General features: G+C 70.0%; 14 protein-coding genes and 2 pseudogenes. 11 read left to right on the forward strand and 5 right to left on the reverse strand.

The window, feature by feature from the left end:
* The 10 genes and pseudogenes from A5681_RS17135 to A5681_RS17185 all read left to right on the forward strand — a co-directional run.
* Window positions 1-109, forward strand: a pseudogene (locus tag A5681_RS17135) (transcriptional regulator); the annotation flags it as partial.
* Window positions 106-1564 (forward strand): annotated as a pseudogene (arsB, locus tag A5681_RS17140) (ACR3 family arsenite efflux transporter). The pseudogenes A5681_RS17135 and arsB, both read left to right, overlap by 4 nt.
* Before the next feature lie 24 nt (window positions 1565-1588).
* A complete protein-coding gene (locus A5681_RS17150) occupies window positions 1589-2005 on the forward strand; it encodes an ArsI/CadI family heavy metal resistance metalloenzyme (RefSeq protein WP_067277402.1) in 417 nt (138 codons plus the stop codon).
* Between the two features lie 47 nt (window positions 2006-2052).
* On the forward strand, window positions 2053-2550 hold the full coding sequence (locus A5681_RS17155) for a flavin reductase family protein (RefSeq protein WP_067277405.1): 498 nt from the start codon (window positions 2053-2055) through the stop codon (window positions 2548-2550).
* Between the two features lie 2 nt (window positions 2551-2552).
* Window positions 2553-3236: a pyrimidine reductase family protein gene (locus tag A5681_RS17160; protein WP_067277408.1), complete on the forward strand. Its 684-nt coding sequence runs from the start codon at window positions 2553-2555 to the stop codon at window positions 3234-3236.
* A gap of 143 nt (window positions 3237-3379) precedes the next feature.
* Window positions 3380-3721, forward strand: a complete 342-nt coding sequence (locus A5681_RS17165; protein WP_067277412.1) for a hypothetical protein — start codon at window positions 3380-3382, stop codon at window positions 3719-3721.
* Window positions 3722-3822: 101 nt separating this feature from the next.
* Entirely contained in the window at window positions 3823-5607 is a 1785-nt protein-coding gene (locus tag A5681_RS17170) for a serine/threonine protein kinase PknE (protein ID WP_067277416.1), read from the forward strand.
* Between the two features lie 6 nt (window positions 5608-5613).
* A complete protein-coding gene (locus tag A5681_RS17175) occupies window positions 5614-6438 on the forward strand; it encodes a DUF1707 SHOCT-like domain-containing protein (RefSeq protein ID WP_067277421.1) in 825 nt (274 codons plus the stop codon).
* A 94-nt stretch (window positions 6439-6532) separates the two neighbouring features.
* Window positions 6533-8047 (forward strand): serine/threonine-protein kinase, encoded by a 1515-nt coding sequence (locus A5681_RS17180; protein ID WP_067277424.1) that lies wholly within the window; start codon window positions 6533-6535, stop codon window positions 8045-8047.
* A 172-nt stretch (window positions 8048-8219) separates the two neighbouring features.
* Window positions 8220-9185, forward strand: a complete 966-nt coding sequence (locus A5681_RS17185; protein ID WP_197498627.1) for an SPFH domain-containing protein — start codon at window positions 8220-8222, stop codon at window positions 9183-9185.
* A gap of 52 nt (window positions 9186-9237) precedes the next feature.
* Here A5681_RS17185 and A5681_RS17190 read toward each other — a convergent pair whose 3' ends face one another.
* The 4 genes from A5681_RS17190 to A5681_RS17205 form a co-directional block, all read right to left on the reverse strand.
* On the reverse strand, window positions 9238-11415 hold the full coding sequence (locus A5681_RS17190; protein ID WP_067277430.1) for a glutamine synthetase III: 2178 nt from the start codon (window positions 11413-11415) through the stop codon (window positions 9238-9240).
* A 105-nt stretch (window positions 11416-11520) separates the two neighbouring features.
* The gene (locus A5681_RS17195; RefSeq protein WP_067277433.1) at window positions 11521-13002 is read right to left on the reverse strand and encodes an MFS transporter; all 1482 of its coding nucleotides are present in this window, start codon (window positions 13000-13002) and stop codon (window positions 11521-11523) included.
* Window positions 13003-13056: 54 nt separating this feature from the next.
* Window positions 13057-14853, reverse strand: coding sequence for an N-acetylglutaminylglutamine synthetase (gene ngg / locus A5681_RS17200; protein ID WP_067277436.1), 1797 nt, complete (start codon window positions 14851-14853; stop codon window positions 13057-13059).
* A complete protein-coding gene (locus A5681_RS17205) occupies window positions 14850-16655 on the reverse strand; it encodes an N-acetylglutaminylglutamine amidotransferase (RefSeq protein WP_067277440.1) in 1806 nt (601 codons plus the stop codon). Before A5681_RS17205 ends, ngg begins: the two co-directional genes overlap by 4 nt.
* A 457-nt stretch (window positions 16656-17112) precedes the next feature.
* On the opposite strand from A5681_RS17205, the gene A5681_RS17210 reads away from it, so the two are divergent.
* The gene (locus A5681_RS17210; protein ID WP_067277443.1) at window positions 17113-17436 is read left to right on the forward strand and encodes a DUF732 domain-containing protein; all 324 of its coding nucleotides are present in this window, start codon (window positions 17113-17115) and stop codon (window positions 17434-17436) included.
* Between the two features lie 9 nt (window positions 17437-17445).
* Here the strand turns inward: A5681_RS17210 and A5681_RS17215 are convergent.
* Window positions 17446-26288: non-ribosomal peptide synthetase (locus A5681_RS17215; protein ID WP_156738023.1), on the reverse strand; the 8843-nt coding region annotated here is incomplete at its 5' end.

The raw sequence follows: 26288 nt of genomic DNA on the forward strand, positions 1-26288 counted from the left end.
GCTGCTGCGCTCGGCCGGGCTGCTGGACTGCGAGCGACGTGGCACCTGGGTGTACTACTGGGTGATTCCCGGTGCGCTGCAGCAACTTTCGTCGGTGCTGAGTCCATGACGGGCGCACCGACCGCGGTCGCGACCGGCCTGCCGACCATGGACCGGTTCCTACCGGTGTGGATCGGCGCGGCGATGGCCGCCGGCCTGGCGCTGGGCCGAATCGCGCCGGGGCTGGGGTCGGTCCTCGGCGCCGCTGCGGTGCAAGGGGTTTCGCTGCCAATCGCGGTTGGCCTGCTGGTCATGATGTACCCCGTGCTGGCCAAGGTTCGCTACGACCGGCTCGACGAAGTCACCGCCGACCGCAAGCTGATGGTCACCTCCGTGCTGCTCAATTGGGTCATCGGGCCGGCGGTGATGTTCGCGTTGGCCTGGACGTTGCTGCCGGACCTCCCGGAATACCGCACGGGCTTGATCATCGTCGGGCTCGCGCGTTGCATCGCGATGGTCATCATCTGGAACGACCTGGCCGGTGGGGACCGCGAGGCGGCGGCCGTCCTGGTCGCCCTGAACTCGCTGTTCCAAGTGGTCATGTTCGCCGCGCTGGGCTGGTTCTACCTGTCGGCACTGCCCGGGTGGCTGGGCCTGCCCCGAACCGGGATCGACGTCTCCCCATGGCACATCGCCCAGGCGGTGCTCGTCTTCCTCGGGGTTCCGCTGCTGGCCGGATACTCCTCGCGCCGGCTCGGCGAACGGTTCCGGGGCCGCCACTGGTATGAGACGCGGTTTCTCCCCCGGGTCGGACCGTGGGCCCTGTACGGGTTGCTGTTCACCATCGTGCTTCTCTTCGCCCTGCAGGGCCGTCAGATCACCTCCCGCCCATGGGACGTCGCCCGTATCGCGATCCCGCTGCTCGCCTACTTCGCGATCATGTGGGCGGGCGGTTATGCCCTGGGGCACGCGCTGCGCCTGGGTTACGCCCGCACCGCCACGCTCGCGTTCACCGCCGCCGGCAACAACTTCGAGCTGGCCATCGCGGTGGCCGTCGCGACCTATGGCGTGACGTCCGGGCAAGCCCTCGCCGGGGTTGTCGGCCCCCTGATCGAGGTGCCGGTGTTGGTCGGGCTGGTCTACGTTTCGCTCGCGCTGCGGGGTTTCGCCGATGACCGGTAAACCCAGCGTCCTGTTCGTCTGCGTGCACAACGCCGGGCGCTCCCAGATGGCCGCCGCACTGCTGAGCCGGCTGTCCGCGGGCCGCATCGAAGTTCGTTCCGCCGGAACGCAACCCGCCGACGAGGTCAACCCCGTCGCGGTCGCCGCCATGGCGGAGCTGGGCATCGACATCACCGCGGCCGACCCGAGTGTCCTCACCACCGCGGACGTGCGGGCCAGCGACGTCGTGATCACCATGGGCTGCGGCGACACCTGCCCCTACTTCCCCGGAGTGTCCTACCGCGACTGGAAAGTTCCCGACCCCGCAGGCCAGTCGCTGGCCACCGTGCGCGCGATCCGCGCCGACATCGCCCGGCGCGTCGAGGCGCTGATCGCCGAACTCCTGCCCGCCACAACCCCTTAACGCGCACCGAAGAAAGGACACCTCATGTCTCGTGTGCAACTCGCCCTCAACGTCGAAGACCTCGACGAGGCAATCGCGTTCTACTCCAAGCTGTTCAACGCCGAACCCGCCAAGGTCAAACCCGGCTACGCCAACTTCGCGATCGCCGAACCCCCACTCAAACTGGTGCTGATCGAGAACCCCGGTCACAGCGGCAGCCTCAACCACCTCGGCGTGGAGGTCGCGTCCAGCGACACGGTGCACGCCGAAATCGCGCGCCTGGCCGAGCGCGGCCTGCTGACCCGGGAGGAACTCGACACCACCTGCTGCTTCGCCAACCAGGACAAGGTGTGGGTCACCGGCCCCGGCGGGGAACGCTGGGAGGTCTACACCGTCATCGCCGACTCCGACACGTTCGGACCCAGCACCGACGAGGCCGAAGCGGCCTGCTGCCAGGCCTAGACCGCACCCCGCGGTTCCCGCGCGGGCCGAACGGGAAGACTGACCGGATGGCCAACCCGGGAGAAGACGCGTTCGAAAAGCTGGTCGCGGTGCTGAACTACCCGATGTTCGTCGTCACGACGCACGCCGACGGCGTCGCGGCGGGCTGCCTGGTCGGCTTCGCGAGCCAGACCAGCATCCACCCACCCCGCTTCCTGGTGGGCCTGTCCCGCAAGAACCACACCTTCCGGGTCGCCACCAAGGCGACTCACCTGGCCGTGCACGTGTTCGACCACGAGCACCTCGACGTCGTCGAGCTGTTCGGCAGCCAGACCGGCGACACCATCAACAAGTTCGACCGCTGCTCCTGGCACAGCGGCCCGGCGCACCTGCCCATCCTCGACGACGCGGCCGCCTGGTTCGCCGGCGAGATCCTCGAGCGGTTCTCCCTCGGCGACCACGTCGGGCATCTGCTCGCGCCGATGGACGGCCGCCCGCCGCGGGAGCTGGAAACCTGGGTGTCCTTCGGCGACGTGGGGCACCTGGAACCCGGTCACGAGGCGTAGCCGTGGCCCCCCGCGTGGGCACCGTCGCCGACATCACCGAACTCGCACCGTTCTACGCCGACCCGCCGCAGGGGGTGCGGGTCAACATGATCTTCAGCGCCGACGGCGCCGCCGCGTTCGGCGGCCGGGCCGGACCGCTGTCGTGCCCAACCGATCAACAGCTCCTGAAGGCCCTGCGGGGCTTCGCCGACGTGGTCCTGGTGGGCGCGGGCACCGCCCGCGCCGAGAACTACGGACCGGTGCGGCTCACCGACGCGGCCCCAGGCCCACCGCCGCCGATCGCGGTGATCAGCCGCAGCGGGCGGCTGCCCGCCAGGCTGCTCGGCAACCCCGATCAGCCACCCATCGTGGTGACCTGCGCGGGGGCAGCGGCGCGCGAGGACCCCGGCGACGGGCGGCGGGTGCTGGTGGCCGGCGAGGACACCGTGGACGTGGCACGCGCGGTCGCGCTGCTGCGCGCGCGGGGCATGCACCGCATCCTGTGCGAGGGCGGCCCGACCGTGCTCGACGAACTGGTGGAGGCCGACGCCGTCGATGAGATCTGCGTGACTTTGGCCCCCAAGCTCGCCGCGAGCCAGCCGGTGGGCCTGCGCCCGAGCGCGTCGCCGCTGCCCACACCGGTCGCGATGCGCCTCGAGCACGCGCTGGTCTGCGACGGCTACGTGTTCTTGCGATACCGCCGCTGACCCGCTCGACATGCAGCAGCGGAAAGCCCTTCCTATGATGGAAATGCCCGGTTGCACACCCATATCGAATCGCCTGCGCGGCATGGTTTTCAGATCCTCGCCGTCCACTTTCTCGAGCCACACAGAGGAGGATTATCGGCCAGGTGAGCAGCTCAAACGACGACCATGACTACCGCAATCTGGCGGTGAACCGGCTGCGGCCCAGCGAACTTCGGTGGGCGCTGAACAACGACGCCGTGCACGGGATCGCGTACGCCTTCAAGAATCCCGTCGCCGTCGCGGAATCCCTCGACGATCCGGACGACGACCGACTGACCTACCTGATCCGCGTCAAGCGCGACGACCTGGCCAACGCGCTGGGCAAGATCAACGACTGGATCACCGAAAACCCCGGCCCCGCCGGGATGCAGGCCTTCGGATTCGTCCGCGCGCTGTCCCGCGAGGGGCTGACCGAACGCGCGGGCGGTGACGACGAACTCCGTTAATCCCGACGCCCGGATTAGCTGGCTTTCGCTATTCGCCGTGCCCAGCCGGCTGCGAAACCTTAGCCTTATGCCTGCGCACGGTCGGTGACTGAGGAGTCGGGATGGGTGACACGACCGCGGATTCGCGGGAGGGTTCGCAGTTCGGGCCATATCTGCTGCGGCGGCTGATCGGTCGCGGCGGCATGGGTGATGTCTACGAGGCTGAGGACACGGTCCGCGAGCGCACCGTCGCGCTGAAGCTGATGTCGCAGACGCTGTCCAACGACCCCGTCTTCCGCTCCCGCATGCAGCGGGAGGCCCGCACCGCGGGCCGGTTGCAGGAACCGCACGTCGTGCCGATTCATGACTTCGGCGAGATCGACGGCCAGCTCTACGTCGACATGCGCCTGATCGACGGCAAGGACCTGGCCGGCATGCTCGGCCGGTACGGGCCGCTGTCTCCGCCGCGGGCGGTGGCCATCGTGCGCCAGATCGGTTCGGCGCTCGACGCCGCCCACGCCGCCGGGGTTCTGCATCGCGACGTGAAGCCGGAGAACATCCTGGTGAGCGGTGACGACTTCGCGTACCTGGTGGACTTCGGCATCGCCAGCGCCACCGCGGACGAGAAGCTCACCCAGATCGGCACCACCGTGGGCACGGTCAAATACATGGCCCCCGAGCGGTTCAGCGACTCCGACGTCACGCATCGCGCCGACATCTACGCGCTGGCCTGCGTCCTGTACGAGTGCCTGACCGGATCCCCGCCGTACACCGGTGACCAGGTGAGCGTGATGGGCGCCCACCTGCACCAGGCGATCCCGAAACCCAGCGCCGCGCGGCCCGGCATCCCGGTCGCCTTCGACGGCGTGATCGCCCGCGGCATGGCCAAGGATCCCGCGGACCGCTACGCCACCTGCGGTGACCTGTCGGCGGCCGCCTACGCGGCGCTAGCCGAACCGGACCAGGACCGGGCCACCGACATCCTGCAGCGCAGCCAGGTGGCGCGGATGCCGGCCGCGTTCGCCAGCCAGCAGTCCGCCGGGATCGCCCAGGCCGCTCCCGCGCACGCCCCCTCGTCCGGCCCGATGTGGGCGTCCCCGCCTCCCGGCGGCCCGGTCCCCCAGCCGACCGGATGGGGCGGCGCCCCCACCTGGGGCCCCAGCACCGGCGGACCGATCGGCGCGCCTTGGGGGCAACCGCCACGGCCGAGCAGAAAACCGTGGATATGGGTCGGTGTCGTCGGCACCGCCCTGGCGGCGATCGTGGGCGTCGTGCTCGCCGTCGTCCGGCCCTGGGAATCGGCGTCGCCGCCGGAGCCGACCAAGCCGCCGCCGCCGGCGGACGCCGTCGCGCTGCGGGTGCTCGACGACGGCGTGTTCGTGGGCAGCTCGGCCGCGTCGACGACCATCGACATCTTCAACGAACCGATCTGCCCGCCGTGCGGCAGCTTCATCCGGTCCAATGCGGGCGACATCGACACCGCCGTGAACAACAAGAAGCTCGCGGTGCGCTATCACCTGCTCGACTTCCTCGACGACAAGTCGCACAGCAAGAACTACTCGACCCGGGCGGTGGCGGCGTCGTACTGCGTCGCGGGGCAAAACGACGCCAAGACCTACGCCGCCTTCTATTCGGGCTTGTTCGCCAGCAACTTCCAGCCGGCGGAGGACGGCGCGGAGGACCGCACCGACGGCGAACTGGCCCAGCTGGCCAAGAACGTCGGGGCCGACGCCGACGTGCTGACGTGCATCAAGGCCGGCGACGACGTCGGCACGGGCAAGGCGAAGTCCGCGGCCGGCTACGCGACGCTGTCCGGGCTGAACGCCAATTCGACGCCCTTCGTGTGGGACGGCACCGCGTCGGTGAACTATTCCGACCCGACCTGGCTGACGAAGCTCATCGGGTAGCGGGCGATGATCGATGACACCCGGGCGAGCGACACCGACCGAAACCGGACCTGCGAGGCGCTCGACGCTGCGCTCGGCGACGGTCAGTTGTCGACCGAAGAGCACCGCGAGCGCGTAAGCGCCGCCACCAGGGCCACCACGCTGCGCGAGCTGGGGTCGCTGCTGGCCGACCTGCAGATCCACCCGGCCGCCGCGCGACCGCCGTCGTCGACCTCCGGAATCAGTAGGCGCCGGGTCGGGGTGGCCGCGGCCGTCGCTGTGGTGCTGATCGGCGGCGGTATCGCCTGGGGACTGCAGCGCGACACCCCTTCGGCCCCAGCGCCATCCGCCGCCCCGAGCGCGGCCCCCAGCAGCTCCGCGGCGATGACGACCACCCCGACGCCTCCGCCGCCGCAGCTGCTGAGCCTGAGCGGCGTGAGCGGGGTGCTGGCGCAGATGCGCACCCAGTTCGGCGACACCCTGGGCTATCAGCTGAACATCTACCAAACCCAGGTGGTGGTCATGCGTCCGGACACGGCGAACCCCCAGAAGGTGGTGAGCTGGCTGTGTCGCGACGGCAATTGGGCCAACGTCGGCCCCGAGAACGCCGTGTCATCCCGCTTGGTGGTCGGTGATCTCAGCAAGTTCGACGTGCAGGCGGTCGTCGACGTCGTGCAGCAGGCGCCCCAGACCCTGCACATCTACGACGCCAACCGGATCTTCCTGGCGATCGAGTCCCGCAAGGACGGCGGCTTGCACCTTCAGATCAACGTCAGCGACGGCGCCCTCAGCGGCACCATCGTTTTGGCCCCGGATGGCACCGTCACGCAGGTCGCTCCCCCGACCCACTGATCGCGCGCCCGACGCGTGCCGGGGCGATGTTGTACGTTTCTGCGGTGAGATCGGTGTGCGCTCACCCTCATGATCCGTTGATGGGAGTCACTCGATGACCGGCGCGCAAGGCTCGCGGGTGGGGACGATGTTCGGCCCGTACCGCCTCAACCGACTGCTCGGCCGCGGCGGGATGGGCGAGGTCTACGAGGCCGAGCACACCGTCAAGCAGTGGACGGTGGCGCTCAAGCTGATGTCGCACACGTTCAGCGGAGATCCGGTGTTCCGCAAGCGAATGGAGCGCGAGGCGCGGATCACCGGCCGGTTGTTGGAGCCGCACGTGGTGCCGATCCACGACTACGGCGAGATCGACGGGCAGCTGTACCTGGAGATGCGCCTCATCGAGGGGACCGACCTGGGCAGCCTGCTCGAGCGGGAGGGGCCACTGCCGGCGCCGCGGGCGGTGGCCATCGTCCACCAGATCGCCTCGGCCCTCGACGCCGCGCACGCCGCCGGGGTGACCCACCGCGACGTCAAACCGCAGAACATCCTGATCACCGGTGACGACTTCGCCTATCTGGTCGACTTCGGGATCGCCAGCGCCAGCTCCGACGAGAAGCTCACCCAACTGGGCACCGCCGTCGGAACCCTGAAATACATGGCGCCCGAACGCTTTTCGAGCGAAGAGGTGACGCCGCGCGCCGATGTCTACGCGCTGGCCTGCGTGCTCTACGAATGCCTGACCGCGACGCCGCCCTACCCCGCCGACAGCACCGGCATGCTGGTCAGCGCCCACATGATGCAGCCCATACCCAAACCCAGCGAGCAAGGCGCGGGGGTGAGCCCGGCCTTCGACGCGGTGATCGCCGGCGGCATGGCCAAAGCCCCGATCGAGCGCTACCCCACCGCCGGCGCCCTCGCCGAGGCCGCTCACCGGGCGCTCAGCAACCCGGAACGCCAACGCGCCGAAACGATTCTGCGCCAGAGCGAGATCGTCACCCCGGACGCGGGCCCGCCGGAGCCGGGCTCGCCGGCCGCACCGCACAAACGCACCCGCTGGCCGATCGTGGCCGCCGCCGTGGCGGTCGTCGTCGCCCTCTGCGCCGTCGGCATCTGGCTTGCGCTGCAACCGTCCGGGCAGCGGCACGCCAAGTCGACCCCGGCGAAAACCCCGCCGCCGTCCAGCGTCGCCCCCAACGACGACCAGGCGCGGCTGATCAGCCTGCTGCCGCCCGGCTACCTGGCCGGCACGTGCACGCCCGCCACCCCGGAGTCGGGCAGCATCTGGGTGCACGCGGTCGCGATGGTGACCTGCGGGCAGAACACCCAGCCCGGCGGCCCCAGCCACGCCACCTACGGGCTGTTCGCGACGCCCAACAAGCTGAAGAAGGCCTTCAACGACGACATCGCCAACGTCAGCCTGGTGAACTGCCCCGGCGAGGGACGCTCACCCGTCAGCTGGCACTACGACCAGACCCCCAACGACATGGCCGGGCTGATCGCCTGCGGCACCTACAACAACCACCCGAACGTGATCTGGACCAACGACGAGAAGCTGATGCTCAGCGACGTCTACGGGGACCCCGCCACCGTCGAGGACCTGCACACCTGGTGGGACGCCTACGGCTGATCCCCACGGCCCAGCGCGCGAGATCCCGCTGTCCGTCCGGTGGCTGGGGGGTACGCTCTCCGCACCGGCCTAAAGGGGTGCCACATGGTGCTTTTCACGCGCTTCACTTCCTCTTGCGCTCACCCCCTGTCAAGCAATTCCCGCCGGATCTCAATGCAAGGAAAGGAATGTCGTGCCTGGCTGGTGGATTTTGGCGATCCTGTTGTTCCTGGTGGCGATCGCGGCCCTCACCGCGGGCGCCTTGCTCGGCGCCAAGACGAGGTTGACGTGGTGGGCCATCACGGCCACCGCCGGCTTGTTCGGCGTGATCTTCACGCTGATCAGCGCCTATGACCGGGTAGACACCCGCAACGTCGGAATCATCACCGAGTTCGGCAAGCCGGTGGGGGTGCACGGCGCGGGGATCGTCTGGCATGCGCCGTGGCGCAAGGTCAGTGAGCTCTCGGAAGCGATTCAATTGCAGGCGTTCGAGTCCAACAGCTATGACGACGCCAGCCAGGGCAAAGGTGCGAACAACAACCCGGCGGCCATCAATGTGCGGCTGGCCAACAACTCCAACGCCTACGTCGACGAGAACCTGAACTGGCGGCTGCGCGAGGGCGCCGCGCCCAAGTTGTTCCAGGATTACGGCGGGGCCAACGTATTCCAGACGATCAAAGAGCAATTGGTAGACAGGCAGGCCCAGGTCGCGTTGTCCAAGGTGTTCGCGACGTTCAACCCGCAGGTCATGCTGGCCGCCGCGGCGAACGCGCCGGGCGGGGCGGCGCAAATGCCCGCGCCGGCCCAGGGCGCGGACTTACCCGCGATGGCCGCCCAGGTCAAGAAGGACCTGCAGGACGCGGTGGGTTCCGAGATCGAGATCCTCGACGTCCGGATTCCGCGGATCTTCTACGACCAACCGACCCAGCAGCGTATCGACGCCTACAACCAGAAGGTTCAGGAGACGATCAACGCCCAGCAGGACGTCAAGACCGCCGAGCAGAATCGGTTGGCGGCCGAGCAACGCGCCAACCAGCCGCCACCGGATCTGCGGATCGCGATCTTCAACTGCCTGAACGACCAGGTCAAGAACGGGCGCGACCCGGCTGGGTGCTGGGGTCAGATCGGTGGTCAGCCGCTGGTACAGGTGCCCCGTTGAACCGCTGGTCTAAAGGCGTGAGTGCAGCACGGATTGGCGGGGCACTCGGCCCTCAGAGGATGTAGAGCATCTCCTGGTAGGTGGGCAGCGGCCACAGGTCGTCGGCCACAACGCCTTCCAGCGCGTCGGCGGCCGTGCGCACCGCGTCCATCGCCGGCAGCAGCGCCTCCTGGGCGTGCTTGGCCTCGTCGAGCCCCGATTCCGCCGAGTGCTTCGACAGTGCCGCCCTCAGCGTCGTCAGCGCGGCGGTGAGGTCGGCGAGCGGCGCCGAAACCGCTTCCAGCGCGGCCATGTCCGGCTCCACCCCGGCCGCCTTCAACGTCGCGACGTTCTGGGCCAGCTCGGTCTGATAGCGCAGCGCGGCGGGCAGGATGACCGTGGTACCGATCTCCAGGGCCAGCTTCGCCTCGACGCCGATGGTCAACGCGTACTGCTCGAGGCGGACCTCGTAGCGGCTGTGCAGCTCACGCTCGTTGAAAACCCCGTACTTCTCGAACACTTCGACCGATTCGGGCTTGATGAGTTCCGGAATCGCGTCCAGCGTCGTCTTGAGGTTGGGCAATCCGCGCTCGGCCGCCTCGATCTGCCAGTTCTCCGAATATCCGTCGCCGTTGAACACCACCGCGCCGTGATCGGTGATGATCTCGGTCAGCAGCTTCTGCACCGCCGCGTCGAAGTCCTCGCCGTCGTCGACGGCCTTCTCCAAAGTCGTTGCGATGTAGTCGAACGAGTCCGCCATGATCGTGTTGAGCACGATCATCGGCACGGCGACCGTCTGCCCCGAGCCCGGCGCCCGGAACTCGAACCGGTTGCCGGTGAACGCGAACGGGCTGGTCCGGTTGCGGTCGCCGGGATCGGTCGGCAGCGGCGGCAGCGTGTCGACGCCGATGATCATGGTGCCCTTGCCCTTTGACGAGGTCGCCGCGCCCTTGGCGATCTGCTCGAAGACGTCGGCGAGCTGCTCGCCCAGGAAGATCGAGATGATCGCCGGGGGCGCCTCGTTGGCGCCCAATCGGTGGTCGTTGGTGGCCGAGGCGACCGAGACGCGAAGCAGTCCGGCGAACTTGTGCACGGCACGGATCACCGCGGCGCAGAACACCAGGAATTGGGCGTTCTCGTGCGGGGTGTCGCCCGGCACCAGCAGCGAGCCCAGCTCCGCGTTGCCCACCGAGAAGTTGACGTGCTTGCCCGAGCCGTTGACCCCGGCGAACGGCTTCTCGTGGAAAAGGCATTCCATCCCATGCTTTTTGGCGATCGTCTTGAACACCGTCATCAGCAGCTGCTGGTGGTCGGAGGCGATGTTGGCCCGCTCGAACATCGGGGCCACCTCGAACTGGCCCGGGGCCACCTCGTTGTGCCGGGTCTTGGCCGGGATGCCGAGCTTGAACAGCTCCCGTTCGGTGTCCATCATGAAGCCGAGCACCCGTTCGGGCACCGAGCCGAAGTAGTGGTCGTCGAATTCCTGGCCCTTGGGCGGCTTGGCGCCGAACACGGTTCGGCCGGCGTTGATCAGGTCCGGCCGCGCCAGGAAGAAGTGGCGATCGACGAGGAAGTACTCCTGCTCCGGCCCGCAGAAGGACACCACCTTGTTGAGGTCGGTGTGCCCGAACAGTTTCAGGATGCGTTCGGCGTGAATCCCCATCGCCTGCTGGCTGCGCAGCAGGGGCGTCTTGTAGTCGAGCGCCTCCCCGGTCATCGACACGAACACCGTCGGGATGCAGAGCGTGTTGCCGTTCGGGTTCTCCAGCACGTAGGCCGGGCTGGTCACGTCCCAACCGGTGTAGCCGCGCGCCTCGAAGGTGCTGCGCAGCCCGCCCGACGGGAAGCTCGACGCGTCGGGCTCGCCCTGGATCAGGGTCTTGCCGGCGAACTCGGCGAGGGTCTGCCCATCGGAGACGGGCTCCAAGAAGCTGTCGTGCTTCTCGGCGGTGAGCCCGGTCATCGGGTAGAAGACGTGCGCGTAGTGGGTGGCGCCCTTCTCCAGCGCCCAATCCTTCATCGCGACCGCGACCGCGTCGGCGACCGCGGGGTCGAGTTTGGCGCCCTTGTCGATGGTCGCCACGACGGACTTGTACACCGCCTTGGGCAGCCGCGCCTGCATCTCCGCCTTGGTGAAGACGTTGGAGCCGAAGATCTCCCCCGGCAGTTCGCCCGGCACGAAGCTGATGGCCGGAGGAACGTATGCCTCGACATTGTTGATCGCCTGAAGGCGGACCGCGTTACCGCTCAATGGAATTCCTATCGCTGAGGGCCCCCGTCTAGTGGACCGACTCACACTAGGAACTCTCGATGGCGGATTTGTTACGTCCGCGTCACCGGTATCGCCGCGATGGTTTCAAACAGAAGACGGTCCGCGGTCGTCGGGCTCGGCGTCGTCCACCGTCAACGGCAGGGCCAGCTCTTCGAGGGGCCGCCGTTCGGCCGCGATGCCGAGCCGCAGTTCGACCAGGCCGGCGATCGCCATGACCGCGGCGCCCGTCAGGAACGACCACATCACCTGCCCGCGTTCCCCGGAGTTGATCAGCTGCCCGAACAGCAGCGGACCCGTGATGCCACCGATCGCGGTTCCCACCGCGTAGAAGAACGCGATCGCCAGCGCCCTGGTCTCCATCGGGAAGATCTCGCTGACCGTCAGGTAGGCGGCGCTGGCGCCCGCCGACGCCAGGAAGAACGCGACCGCGAGGACGCCGATGAATGCCCAGACGCCGCCGGTCCGGGTGACGAACAGGACCGCGAGGACGACGGCAACGAGGGCGGACCCGAGGTAGGTGGCCGTGATCATCGGCTTGCGGCCGACGGTGTCGAAGAGGTGGCCGAGCGCCAGCGGCCCGACGAAATTGCTCAGCGCCCACAGGATGAAGAACAGCGGCACCTTCCCCGACGGCACGCCGTAGAACCCGCTCAACAGCGTGCCCAGATTGAACGTCACGCCGTTGTAGAGGAACGCCTGCCCGGTGAACAGCGCCAGCCCCAGGATCGCGCGCTGCGGGTAGAGCTTGAACGCCACCCGGGCGATCTCGCGGAACGAGATCGTCTCGCGCTGGCGGATTTTGAGTCCGCGGCCTTGCGGCTCGGGCAGGGGTTCGCCGGTCTCTTGGCGCACCGCCTCCTCGATCTCGCCGACGACCCGCTCGGCCTCCTGGTCGCGGCCGTGGATGAACAGCCACCGCGGGCTCTCGGGGACGTTGCGCCGCACGAGGAGCACGAAGATGCCGAAGATCGCCCCGACGCCGAAGGCCAGCCGCCAGCCGATGTTGGGGGCGAAGTTCGACGTGTCGAGCAGGACGAGGGCGCCGGCCGCGCCCGCGGCCGAACCGAGCCAGTAGGTCCCGTTGATGATCAGGTCGACGCGGCCGCGCAGGCGGGCGGGGATCAACTCGTCGATGGCCGAATTGATCGCGGCGTATTCGCCGCCGATGCCTGCGCCGGTGAAAAACCGCGCGACGAAGAAATACCAAGGGGCGAAGGCGAATGCGGTCGCGACGGTGGCGGCCAGATAGACGGCGAGTGTGAGCATGAACAGGTTGCGCCGCCCGAACCGGTCCGTCAGGTGGCCGAAGAACAACGCGCCCAGGCACGCACCGGCGATGTAGAACGCGGCCGCCATGCCGATCTGCGCGGCGTTCAGGTCGATGCCGCTGCCCTTTTCGGTGAGGCGGGCGGACACGTTGCCCACCATCGTGACCTCGAGCCCGTCCAGGATCCACACCCCGCCCAGCCCGATGACGACGCGCCAGTGGAATCGCGACCACGGCAGCCTGTCCAGGCGCGCGGGCACATGGGTGGTAATCGTTCCGGTCTGCGCGCTTCCGCTCATCTGGCTCCTCTCTGAGTAATCTTCTTCTTACCCAAGCGAAGCAGATGGCAAGCCTCAACTGCGGTCGGCGCGCGACTCCTCGGGCGTCCAGGCTTGCGGCTGGCCCGGGTGGCCGGGGAACAGGAAGTCGATGAAGGCCGCGGCCGTGGGCTGCGGTTCGTGGTTGGCCAGCCCCGGCCGTTCGTTGGCTTCGATGAAGGCGTACTCGGCGCCGGTGACGTCGGGTACCAGCAGGTCGATGCCCGTCACGGGAATGCCGATCGCCTCGGCCGCCGTCACCGCGACCCGGCACAGTTCGGAGTTCACCACCGCGGTGACGTCGTGGATGGTGCCGCCCTGATGCAGGTTGGCGGTGCGGCGCACGCGCAGGCGGGTGCCCTGGGGCAGCACGTCGTCCAGCGTCCAGCCCGCCTCGGCGACCGTCGACTCGGTGAGGTCGTCGAGCGGGATGCGGGATTCGCCACCGGTGGCCGCGGAGCGCCGCCGGCTTTCGGCCGCGATCAGGTCGCGGATGCTGTGCTCCCCGGTGCCGATCACCTCGGGCGGCATCCGCAGCGCGGCGGCGACCACCCGGCCGTCGATCACCACCAGCCGAAGGTCGTCGCCTTGCACCCGCTGCTCGATCAACACGTCCGGGTATTGCTGGCGGGCGCGGGCCAGGGCGGCCGCCAGCTCTTCGGGACCGTTGTCGGCGGTCACGCCGACCGTGATGCCCTTGCCCTGCTCGCCCCGGGTCGGTTTGACGACGACCTCGCCGACCTCGGTGAGGAAGTTGTAGTCGCCCTCGTCGAAGGTGGCCAGGCGGGCGCGCGGCACCGTGATGCCCGCCTCGGAGACCAGGCGCCGCGTCAGGCGCTTGTCGTCGCAGCGGCACATGGCGACCGCCGAGGTGTATTCGGACAGCGATTCGCGGGTGATGACGCTGCGGCCGCCGTGGGTGAGGCGCATCTCGCCGGTCTCGGCGTCGAGCACCTCGACCCAGATGCCGCGGCGCAGCGCCTCGTCGGCGATGATCCGGGCGTAGGGGTTGAGATCGTCGACCGTCTCGGGCGGCGGGCTGAACAGCGGCTCGTTGATCGCGTTCTTGCGCTTGATCGCCAGCACCGGAACCCGGCGGAAACCCAGCTTCTCGTACAGGCCGATCGCGGCCGCGTTGTCGTGTGCGACCGACAGATCCATGTAGGCGCGGCCCGCGTTGCGGAACCGCTCCGCCAGCGCGCGGGTGAGGGCCGCGCCGATGCCGGGCAGCCCGGCCGCCGGGTCGACGGCCAAGGTCCACAGGCTCGACCCCTGCTCGGGGTCGGAGAACAGCAACTCGTGGTCGACGCCGGTGACGGTGCCCACCACGGCGCCGTCCGCGTCCCGCACCGCCAGCAGGTAGGTCACCGCGGGGACGTTCAGGTGGTTGTTCCAGATGACGTCGACGCCGGCCGGGACCATCCCGCAGCGGACGTAGACGCGGTTCATGGCGTCGGCGTCGACCGGGTCGTTCAGCGTGCGCACGGTCACGCCCAGCGCCGCCGGGGACAGGTCCTCGCTCTTCATCGCGTCGGTGAAGCGCAGCCGATAGGTGTGGCTGGGGTCGATGAAGAGCTCGGTCGGCGCCTCGGCGACCACCACGTGGGATTCGCGGGCGTAGATGCAGATGTCGCGGCGCCCGGGCCCCTCCCGGCGCAGCGCCTCGACCAGTTCGTGGGAGTCGGCGAACGTCTGACCGAAAATCAGCCGGCCCCAGCCCAATTCGAGCTCGACGTCCTTGGCCATCGCCTCCACCAGTTCCGGCGGCGAGGCGTCGTGCAGGCCCATCGTGATCGCCTCGGTGTGATCGCCAGAGGGATCGGTTTCGGTCATGCCACCGGACCCGTGATGCCGTGCCGCTGCAGCCAGAGTTCGAGCAGGGCGATCTGCCAGAGTTCGTTGCCGCGCAGCGGGGTCAGCTTGCTGTTGGGGTCGGCCAGCAGCGCGTCGACCGCCTCGGTGCGAAACAGGCCGCGCTCCTTGGCCACCGGCGCGTAGAGGGCGTCGCGCACCATGTCGAGGTAGGGCCCCTCCAGGTGGGTCAGCGCCGGAACCGGGAAGTAGCCCTTGGGCCGGTCGATCACCTCCGACGGGATCACCCGTCGCGCGGCCTGTTTGAGGACGCCCTTGCCGTCGTGGGCGATCTTCAGCTCCGGCGGGCAGGTCGCCGCCAGCTCGACGAGCTCGTGATCGAGGAACGGGACGCGGCCCTCCAGGCCCCAGGCCATGGTCATGTTGTCGACCCGTTTCACCGGGTCGTCCACCAGCATGACGGTGGTGTCCAGCCGCAGCGCGCGGTCGACGCCCGTCTCGGCGCCCGCGCGCGCGAAGTGCTCGGTGACGAAGCGCTCGCTGGGGTCGTCCGGGGCCATGATGCCCGGACCCAGCAGGCCCGCCAGTTCGGCCGGGTCGCGGTCGAAGAACGCGCCGCGGTACTCGGCTACCGAGCCCTCCAGCGAGGCCGCGGCCGGCGAGCCCATCGGGGGGTACCAGTGGTAGCCGGCGAACACCTCGTCGGCGCCCTGGCCCGACTGGACGACCTTCACGTGCCGCGCCACTTCCTGGCTGAGCAGGTAGAAGGCGACGCAGTCGTGGCTGACCATCGGCTCGCTCATCGCGCCGATCGCCCCGTCGAGCGCCGGCAGCATCCGGTCGGTCCCGATGCGGATCTGATGGTGGTCGGTTTCGAAGCGCTTGGCGATGATGTCCGACCACCGGAACTCGTCGCCCTCGACGCCGCCGGCCGACTCGAAACCGATGGAGAACGTCATCAGGCCGTGCTGGCCGGCCTCGGCGAGCAGGCCGACGATCAGGCTGGAGTCGACGCCGCCGGACAGCAGGCAGCCGACCGGCACGTCGGCGACCAGCCGGCGCTTGACCGCGACGCGCAGCGCGTCCAACACGGCCTCTTCCCAGTCGGTTTCCGACCAGGCGGCGCGGTCGTCGTGCCGGGTGAAGTCGGGGGTCCAGTAGGTGGTGACGGTGCGCCGGCCGTCGGGCTCGATCGCGACGAGCGACGCGGGCGGCACCTTGCGGACCCCGCGCAGGATGGTCAGCGGCGCCGGAACCACCGAGTGGAACGTCATGTAGTGGTGCAGGGCGACCGGGTCGATGCGGGTGTCCACGCCGCCGCCGGCCAGCAGCGCCGGCAGGGCCGAGGCGAAGCGGATCCGGTGGCTGTCCTCGGTCAGGTAGAGCGGCTTGATCCCCAGCCGGTCACGGCCGAGCAGCACCCGGCCGCTGTCGCGCTCGACGATGGCGAAGGCGAACATGCCGTGCAAATGGCTGACGAAGTCGTCGCCCCAGTGGCGATAGGCCTTGATCAGGACCTCGGTGTCACTGTGCGAGAAGAACCGGTAGCCGTGGCCGGCGAGTTCGCGGCGCAGTTCCTTGTAGTTGTAGATGCAGCCGTTGAAGGCGATGGCCAGGCCCAGCTCCGAGTCGACCATCGGCTGCGCGCCGGCCTCGCTGAGGTCGATGATTTTGAGCCGACGATGACCGAGCGCAACCCGCCCCTGTGACCAGGCGCCGGACGCGTCCGGGCCCCTTGGGGTCATCACGGCGGCCATTGCGGACACCGCTGCTACGTCGGGCACCCGCCCGTCGAGCCTTACCTCCCCGGTGACTCCGCACACTCCTTGGACCATACCGAAGGCGCTTGCTGCGCGCCCGAACGGCCACTGTGAGATGCATCGTCGCGGCGGCGGCCGGCCCTCCCAGCGCCCGGCGGGCGGGTCCTCGGCACGCGAGCGAATCAGCGGCCGGAATCGCGCGCCGGCGGGCCGCTTTCTGATCGCGCCGCTCCCCCGACTGTTAAATCTTGGTTGCGCTCTGCTCTCGCCGTCCGCCCCGCGGGCGCCGCCATTCGTTGACGTCGAAATCGAAAACCAGGTAGTGCAACGGGTTTCTACGCCTTTCCCGGCTCGGCCGTCGGGCGCATTGCCGCGTCGGCCGCACGGTCGTCGCGGCTCACCAGCCCGATTCTTGTGAGGTGGCGGGCTTGGCGGCGGCGGGAAAGATGCGCCGGTTCTGGTTACTGTGCAGCCACCCTTAGGACACCCCGTCGTCACATCGAGGAAGACCGTGAGCCGAATGAAAGCGCATGCCGCGATGTGGTTGACGTTCGGCGCGGCCGCCGGGGCCGCATCGCTTTTCGCGGCACCGGCTTCCGCCGATCACATCGACGATTCCTTCATCGCCGAAATTCAGCGGAGCGGGATCGTTTTCACCGATCGGGGCGCCGCGATCGCCGCGGGGCACAACATGTGCGCCGGACTCGACAAGGGCAAAACGCCAACCTCGTTGGTGCTCAACGTCGTACGCGCCACCGATCTGTCGGTACGCGAGGCCGGCTACCTTCTCGGCGCTTCGGTGGCGTCGTATTGCCCCCAACACAAGGCCGTGGTCGGCAATTAGCGCGGCGGGTTATCCGGCGCGCTCGCCGGGCAGCTTGTCGTCCCGAGCGCCGTGCTGGCCGCCGTGGGCCAATTCCAGGCGGCGTTCCGCCAGGACCAGCAAATGCCTGAGCCGTTGCCCGTACAGCGCCACCGAATGCGCGCTGAGCATGTCGTCGTGCGCGCAGTCGATCGAGTAGCTGAGGATCTCACCGGACACGTGGGGCCGCCAGGACTTCGCCAGGAACGCGCCGCGGTCGGGCTCGCCGCGCGTGGCGGCGACGATGGTGACGTCGCCGGTGAACAGCCTCGGCCGGTGGGCTCGGTACCGCTCGACGTTCTTGCGCAGATTCCGGGTCAGCAGTTCGAAAAGCCGCTGCGATGACGAGGCCTCGGCCATGACCCGTTGCTCGCCCAGGTCGTCGTCCGGTGAGGCGACACCGTCGTCGATGGCCGGTTGGGCGTCGAGCAGGATCAGGCGGGCGACGACGCATCCGCGCCGTTGCAGTTCGACCGCGAGTTCGTGGGCGATCACGCCGCCGAACGACCAACCGAGCAGGTTGTAGGGCCCGGCCGGGTACGCCTCTTGCAGCCGGTCGGCGTAGATCTTGGCCATCTCCCGGATCGAGCGGCGTTCGGCTTCGTCCTCGATCTGCTGGATCCCGATGATCGGGCAGTCCAGGTAGGTGCCGAGGACTCGATACGGCCAGCTGACGCCGCCCGCGGGATGGATGCAGAACACCGGAACTCCGGCGCCCTGCCTCAGGGTCTGCACCGGGGTGACCTCGTCGTCGGCGGCCGTGCCCGTCGCCAGGCGCTGACTCAGGTCGCTCACCGTGGGCGCGTCGAACAGGGTGCGCACCGCGAGGTCGACGGCCAACGCGGTGTTGACCGTGGCGATCAACCGCATCGCGGAGATGCTGTCGCCGCCCAGGTCGAAGAAGGAGTCGTCGACGCCCACCCGCTCGACACCGAGCACCCCGGCGAAGATGCCGGCCAGGATCTCCTCGCTCGCGTTCGACGGGGCCCGGTATCCGCGGCCGGTGTACTCCGGTGCGGGCAGGGCGCGGACGTCCAGCTTGCCGTTGGGGGTCAGTGGCAGCGCGTCGAGTGCCAGGACGACCGCCGGGACCATGTAGACCGGGAGTCGTCCGGCGAGCGTGGTGCGCGCCTCGGCCGGGTCGGCCGTGCCGGTGACGTACCCGACCAGCCGTTTCTCACCGGGACGGTCTTCGCGGGCGATCACCACCGCCTGGTCGACGCCGTCGAGCCGGGCCAGCGCGGCCTGGACCTCGCCCAGCTCGATGCGGTAGCCCCGGATCTTGACCTGCTCGTCCGCGCGGCCCACGTACACCAGCTGACCGTCGGCGCTCCAGAGCACCAGGTCGCCGGTGCGGTACATCCGCGCGCCGGGCTCGCCGAACGGGCACGCCACGAACCGCGACCCGGTCAAGCCCGCACGTCCGAGGTAACCGGTGGCCACGCCCGTGCCGGCCACGTACAGCTCGCCGACCACCCCGGGCGCCACCGGGCGCAGCCAGGCGTCGAGCACGAACAGTCCCGCGCCCGCTACCGGCGAGCCGATGGGCGGCGTCCCCGAGCCGGGCGTGAGCGGCGCGCTGATGGCGACGCACATCGTGGTCTCGGTGGGGCCGTAGGCGTTGACCATGACCCGCCCGGGCGCCCAGCGGTCGACGACCTCGGCCGGGCAGGCCTCACCGGCCATCACCAGCGCCACCGAATCCAGCCCCGCCGGATCAAGCGTCGCCACCGCCGACGGCGTCTGGGTCAGCACGGTGACCCCTTGGTCGAGCAGCAGCGCGCGGAAGTCGTCCGGCGAGCGCACCACCGACTCGGGCACCACCACCACACGCCCGCCGCGCAGCAGCGGCGCGAAGATCTCCCACACCGAAACGTCGAAGGCGTACGAGTGGCATTGCGTCCATACGCCCGGGTTGGGCAGGCCGGCGTCGAGGGAGCCGATCAGCTGCGTCACGTTGCGATGCGTGACCGCCACGCCCTTGGGCACCCCGGTGGTCCCCGAGGTGTAGATGACGTACGCAACGCCGTCGGCGGCGGGCGCCGGCAGCGGAGTGGCCGGATAGCCGTCGATCGACGGGTCCTCGATGTCGACGACCCGCACGTCGCGCTCGTCCAGCCGCGACCTCAATCCACCGGTGGTGATCGCGGCGATCGGCGCCGCATCGTCGAGCATGAATCTGATCCGCGCACCCGGAGCGGCGGGGTCGATCGGCAGATACGCCGCGCCGGTCTTGAGCACAGCCAGGATCGCCACGATCGCCTGGGCTGACCGCGAAAACAGCAGGGCCACAGACTCTCCCGGGCCGGCACCCTCGGCGATGAGCCGGTGCGCCAACCGGTTCGCCGCCTCGTCCAGTTCGCGGTAGGTCATGGACAGGTCGTCCCAGGCGACCGCCACGGCGTCCGGCTGGTGTGTGGCGTGGTCGGCGAACACGTCCACGATCGACTCCGCGGCGGGCGCCGGCCGGGTGAGCGCCGCCCGGTTGCCGAGCCCGTCCAGGTGGGCCCGCTCCGCCGCGTCGAGCAGGTCCACCGAGGACAACCGCCGGGTCGGGTCGGTGGTCATCGCGACCAGCACCCGCTGCAGCCGCTCGGTGAGTGCCTCGATGATGCGCGCGTCGAAGACGCCGGCGTCGTATTCCACGCGCAGACCGAGCCGGTCCCCCGAGAGGGCGGCTTGCACCGTCAACGGGTAGTGGTTGCGTTCGAACACGTTGAAGTCGGTGATGGACAGCTCGTGGTTGACCGCCATCGCCGACGTTTCCAGCGGATAGTTCTCGTAGGCGAACAGCGTGTCGAACAGCTTGTCGTGACCGGTCATCCGGTGGATGTCGGTCAGCGACAGGTGCTCGTGCTCGAGGGTGTCGTTGTGCGCGCGCTGCAGCTGCTCGAGCAGGTCCGTGGTGCGGGTGGCCGGGGTGATGCGGGCGCGCACCGGGATCGTGTTGATCAGCAGGCCCACCATCGACTCGGCGCCGACCACGTCGGCCGACCGGCCGGAGACCGTGGTGCCGAAGGCGACGTCGAAGTTGCCGGTCAGCCAGGTGAGCAGCTGCGCCCATGCGGCCTGCAGCACGGTGCTGACGGTGCTCTGGCAGGACCGGGCCAGTTCGCCGAGCGCGCGGGTAATGTCCGCCGACAACGCGAATGTCGCGAGGCCCCGGGCGCCCAGCTCCGACTGCTGCGGCGGCCCGACCAGCGTCGGGGTGTCGAAGCCGGCGAGCACCTCGGCCCACGCCGCCCGGGCGGCGTCGAGGTCGCGGTCGGCCAGCCACGTGACGAAGCGGCGATACGGGGCAGGCGGGGCCAGCCGCTGGCCGGTGAGGCTGGCGAACGTCTCGTTCACCAGGATCGGCACGGACCAGCCGTCCAACACGATGTGGTGAATGGTGAGCACCAGCCGGTGCCGGTCCGCGCCGGTGCGGACCATCGCGACCCGGAAGGCCGGCTGGTCGGCCAGGTCGTAGACGGCGGCGCGTTCGGCGGCGCAGAGTTCCCCGACGCGTTCGTCGGTGCCGTCGCCGGCGTCGAGCTCGACGTACCGCCACGCCATCGCGGGTTTCGCGGGGATGACCTGTACCGGCTCGTCGAACTCCTCGCGGAATTGGGCGACCAGGTGCGGATGCCGGTCCACCACGGTCTGCACCGCGGCACGCAGCCGGTCCGGGTCGAGCGGGCCGCTCACGCTCATGTCCAGCTGCACCACATACAGGTCGTCTTCGCGGGCCCGGGTGGTGGTGGCGTGGTAGAGCAGTCCCTGCTGCAGCGGGGTCAGCGGCAGCACGTCGGCGATCGGGTTTCGCCGCTCGAGCTCGTCGATGTGCTCCTGGGACAACCGGGCCGGCAGGACGTCCGAGGGGGTCAGGCCGCCGCCGCCGGCTCGCACGTGGGCGCAGATGCCGGTCAGCGCCTCGAACCAGAGCCGGCTCAGCCGGATGACCTGCTCGCGGTCCACGGCCGACGGCGCCCACGTCCAGTTCGCGTGCAGCTGCGGGCCCGCCTCGCCGTCGGCGGTGCCCGCGTTGAGGTCCACGGTGTGCATCAGCGGCATGGGCACCGCCGTGCTGGTGGCGGTGACCGCCGAGCCGTCCCGGGAGATCCGCCACAGCTGGTCGGACATCTCGCCGGCCGCGCCGCCCAACCGGCCCAGGTAGTTGAAGCCGATCGACGGGTCGGGGCCGTCGAGGTCGACCTCGGCGTTCAGGTAGCGCAGCAGGCCGTAGGTCAGCGGGTCCGGCACGGCGCGCAGCTGTTCCTTGGCGCGCTTGAGCACCGCGCCAAGCGCCGGCGCGCCGGAAAGCACTTGCGCCCAAGGCAATTCGTCGACCGTCAACGAGACCGGGTATTTGGTGGTGAACCAGCCGACGGTGCGCGAGAGGTCCACGCCGGCGGCCAGCTCCTCGTGACGCCCGTGGCCCTCGACGTCGATGCCGACCGGCGCGCCGTCGTTGCCCAGGAACTCCGCCCACGCCAGGGCGTAGCCGATCAGCAGGATGTCGTTGACCCCGGCATGGAACGCCGCCGGCGCCTCGCCGAGCAGGATGCGGGTGGTCTCCACGTCGAGTTCCACCGACAGGTGCTCGGCGGTTTCGTACGTGTCCGCCTCGGGTCGCACGGCCGGCAACGCGGGCGGTGTCGCCGCGATCCGCCGCCAGTCATCGGCGCGCTCGACCACCGCCGGGGCGTGCGCGTGCCGGCTCAGCAGGGCGGCCCAGCGGGCGAACGACGTGCCGCCCGGCGGCAACGCCACCGGCTGCCCGTCACGATGCTGGGCCCAGGCGATGTTCAAGTCTTCCAACAGGATTCGCCAGGACACGCCGTCGACGGCCAGGTGGTGAATGATCAGCACCAGCTGGCGGGTGGAGGTGACCCACAGCGCGCTGAGCATCACCCCGTCGGCGGGGTTCAGCCGGGACCGCGCCGCCACGACGGCCGTATCGGACAGCGCCTCGACCGTGCGCAGGCGGTCGGCCGCATCCACCGCCGCCGCCTCGGGCACCGTCAACGACCACTCGTCGCCGACCCGCAGCCGCAGCATGGCGTGCCGGTCCAGCAGGGCCTGCACCACCGCCGCCACGTCGGCCTCGGTGACCCCGGCGGGCGCCTCGACGACCATCGTCTGGTTGAACTGGTCGACCGGACCGTTCACGCCCTGCAGCCACCGCATGATCGGGGTCGCCGGCAGGTGCCCGGTGCCCTCGTCGGCCTCGCCCGCCTCGCCGTCGACCGCCGCGACCACGCGGGCCAGGCGGGCGACCGTCTGCTCGACGAAGACGTCCCGCGTGCGGCACGCCAGGCCCGCGGCGCGCGCGCGGGTGACCACCTGCATCGACGAGATGCTGTCGCCGCCCAGGTCGAAGAAGGAGTCGTCGACGCCCACCCGCTCGACGCCGAGCACCTGGGCGAAGATGCCGACCAAGGTCTCCTCGACGGGGGTGCTCGGCGCGCGGTAGTGGTCGGCGTCGGAGTATTCGGGCGCCGGCAGGGCGCGGGCATCGAGCTTGCCGTTGGGGGTCAGCGGCAACGCGTCGAGCGCCACCACGGCCACCGGAACCATGTAGGCGGGCAGCCGATCGGCCAGGCGGGCGCGCAGGTCGGCGGGATCCGCGCGCCCGGTGACGTAGCCGACCAGGCGCTTGTCTCCAGGCCGGTCCTCGCGCGCGACGACGGCCGCCTGCCGCACCCCGGGGAGCTCGGCCAGCGCCGCCCGGATTTCGCCGAGCTCGATGCGGTAGCCGCGAATCTTGACCTGCTCGTCGGCGCGGCCCAGGTATTGCAGCTGCCCGTCGGCGCCCCAGCAGACCAGGTCGCCGGTGCGGTACATGCGCGCCCCGGCCCCGCCGAACGGGCAGGCGACGAACCGCGACGCGGTCAGCGCCGCCCGCCGCCAGTAGCCGCGGGCCAGGCCGGCGCCGGCGACGTACAACTCGCCGACGACGCCGGGGGGCACCGGCCGCAGGGACTCGTCGAGCACGAACAGCGCCGCCCCGGCCGCCGGGGAGCCGATCGGGACCACGGCGGACCCGGCCCGCAAGGGCGCGCTGATCGCCGCGTACACGGTGGCTTCGGTGGGCCCGTAGGCGTTGATCATCACCCGGTCGGGCGCCCAGCGGTCGACCAGTTCGGCCGGGCAGGCCTCGCCGGCCACCACCAGTGCCGCGGACTCGAGGCCGCGCGGATCCAACATCGTTGCGGCGGAGGGAGTTTGACTCAGGACGCTGACCCGCTCGGCGACGAGCAGCGCGTGCAGGTCCTCCGGGGACCGGACCACCGCGTCGGGGACCACCACCAGGCGCCCGCCGCGGAGCAGGGCGCCGAAGATCTCCCACACCGACACGTCGAAGCCGTAGGAGTGCCACTGCGACCACACCCCGCCGGCCGGCAGGGCAGAGTCCGCGGAGGCCATCAGCTGGGTGACGTTGCGGTGGCTCACGGCAACGCCTTTGGGCACACCGGTGGTGCCCGAGGTGTAGATCAGGTAGGCGATGTCCTCGGCGCTCGGCGCGGGCAACGCCGTGGCGGGCTGGGCGTCGACGACGGGGTCGGCCATGTCGATGACGGCCACGTCGTGCTCGTCCAGCCGGGCGGCCAGCTCGGTGGTGGTGAGCGCCGCGACTGGGGCGGCGTCGGCGAGCATGAAGCTGATCCGGGCCGCGGGGTGCGCGGGGTCGATCGGCAGGTAGGCGGCGCCGCTCTTGAGCACCGCGAGGATCGCCACGATCGCCTCGGCCGAGCGGTCGAACAGCAGCGCCACGCATCGTCCCGGGCCGGCGCCGCGGCCAACCAGCAGGTGGGCTACGCGGTTGGCGGCCTCGTCGAGCTCGCGATAGCTCCACGAAGAGCCGGCGCAGCTGAGCGCCAACGCATCCGGGGTGCGGGCGACCTGGGCGTCGAACGCTTCGGGTATCGACGCGGGCACGGCGCCCGGCGCGGTGAGCGCCGCACGGTGGCCGATCTCGTCGAGCCGGGCGTGTTCGGCCGCGTCGAGCAGGTCGACCGACGACACCGAGCGGGTGGCGTCGGTCGTCATCGTCGCCAGCACCCGCTGCAGCCGCGCGACCAGCGTCTCGACGCTGTCGGCGTCGAACACGTCCGTGCGGAACTCGACCCGTCCGCCGATGCCGGCGGGCTCGTTGGCCTCGGTCCAGCGTTCGGCCAGCGAGAACGTCAGGTCCATGCGGGCGACCTGGGTGTCCAGCGGGATCGAGGAGACCCGGACGTCGCCCAGCGCCAATCCGGTTGCGGGGTCGCTGTCCTGGCCGCCGAAGTTCTGCCAGGCCAGCATCACCTGGATCAGCGGGTGATGGGTCAGGCTGCGGGTCGGGTTGACGCGCTCCACCAGCACCTCGAAGGGCACGTCCTGATGCTCGAAGGCCTCGAGGCTGCGGGTCCGCACCCGGTCCAACAGCTCGGCTAAGGTGGGGTCGCCGGCCACGTCGACCCGCAGGATCAGGGTGTTGACGAAGAACCCGACCAGGTCGTCGAGGGCGGGGTCGCGGCGCCCGGCGATCGGGAAGCCCACTGCCACATCGGTGTTCGCGCTGACCTTGGACAGCAGCACCGCCAGGGCGGCCTGCACCACCATGAAGCTGGTCGCGTTGTGTTCGCGGGCGACCGCCGTGATCTGCTGCTGCAGGTCGGCCGGCCAGTCGATGGCAACGGTGGCGCCGCGCTGGTCCGCGACCTGGGGGTAGGGCCGATCGGTGGGCAGCTGCAGCCGCTCCGGCATGCCCGCCAGGGCCCTTTCCCAGTAGGCGAGCTGACCGGCGATGCGGCTGTCGCGATCCCTCAGGTCGCCGAACTGGTCGCGCTGCCACAGGGTGTAATCGACGTATTGGACCGGCAATTCGGGCCACTGGGGCGCCTCCCCGGCGCATCGGCTGGCGTAGGCGACGCCCAGATCGGCGGTCAGCGGCCGCAGTGACCACCCGTCGGCGGCGATGTGGTGGACGACGGCCACCAGCACGTGTTCGTCGTCGGCGACGCGGAACAGCCAGGCCCGCAACGGGATATCGGTCGACAGGTCGAAGGTGTCGCGGGCCGCCGCCTTGACGGCCTCGTCCAGCCGGCTCGCCGACCAGCCGCCGGCGTCGACGACGTGCCAGCCGAAATCGGCGTGCTCCGCGGGGATGACCACCTGCTGCGGCGCTCCGTCGGGCGCCGCGAACACGGTCCGCAGGCTTTCGTGGCGGGCCACCACGTCGGCCAGCGCGGCACCGAGCGCCCGCGCGTCGAGCGGGCCACGCAGCCGCATGGCCGCCGCCATGTTGTAAACCGGTGAGGGGCCTTGCAATTGGTCGAGGAACCACAGCCGGCTCTGCGCGAACGACAGCGGGACCACCGCGGGCCGCGGACCGGCGACCAATGGCTCGAGCCGGCCCGCGCCCTCACCGATGCGGGGGGCCAGCTGCGCGATGGTGGGCGCCTCGAACACGGCGCGCACCGACAGGTATTCGTCCAGGTCGGTGTTGACCGCGGCGATCAGGCGCATCGCCGAGATGCTGTCTCCGCCAAGGTCGAAGAACGATTGGTCGATGCCGACGCGGTCGACGCCGAGCACCTGGGCGTAGATGCCGGCCAGGATCTCCTCGGTGGGATTGGTCGGGGCGCGGTACCCCGACGCGGCGTATTCCGGCGCCGGGAGTGCGCGGGTGTCGAGTTTGCCGTTGACCGTGGTGGGCAGGGTGGGGAGGGTGACGATGGCGGTGGGGATCATGTAGCCGGGCAGGCGTTGGGCCAGCGCGGTGCGCAGTTCGGTGGGGTCGGCGGTGCCGGTGATGTAGCCGACGAGGCGTTTGTCGCCGGGGCGGTCCTCGCGCACGATCACCACGG

Source organism: Mycobacterium scrofulaceum (genome assembly GCF_001667885.1).
GTDB classification, from domain to species: Bacteria; Actinomycetota; Actinomycetes; order Mycobacteriales; family Mycobacteriaceae; genus Mycobacterium; species Mycobacterium scrofulaceum_C.

What these genes read in the sequence shown, in the direction of transcription:
- A5681_RS17195 (WP_067277433.1), bottom strand. Translation starts at nt 13,002, where the DNA reads ATGAGCGGAAGCGCGCAGACCGGAACGATTACCACCCATGTGCCCGCG.
- A5681_RS17175 (WP_067277421.1), top strand. Translation starts at nt 5,614, where the DNA reads ATGATCGATGACACCCGGGCGAGCGACACCGACCGAAACCGGACCTGC.
- A5681_RS17170 (WP_067277416.1), top strand. Translation starts at nt 3,823, where the DNA reads ATGGGTGACACGACCGCGGATTCGCGGGAGGGTTCGCAGTTCGGGCCA.
- A5681_RS17210 (WP_067277443.1), top strand. Translation starts at nt 17,113, where the DNA reads ATGAAAGCGCATGCCGCGATGTGGTTGACGTTCGGCGCGGCCGCCGGG.
- A5681_RS17155 (WP_067277405.1), top strand. Translation starts at nt 2,053, where the DNA reads ATGGCCAACCCGGGAGAAGACGCGTTCGAAAAGCTGGTCGCGGTGCTG.
- A5681_RS17180 (WP_067277424.1), top strand. Translation starts at nt 6,533, where the DNA reads ATGACCGGCGCGCAAGGCTCGCGGGTGGGGACGATGTTCGGCCCGTAC.
- ngg (WP_067277436.1), bottom strand. Translation starts at nt 14,853, where the DNA reads ATGACCGAAACCGATCCCTCTGGCGATCACACCGAGGCGATCACGATG.
- A5681_RS17150 (WP_067277402.1), top strand. Translation starts at nt 1,589, where the DNA reads ATGTCTCGTGTGCAACTCGCCCTCAACGTCGAAGACCTCGACGAGGCA.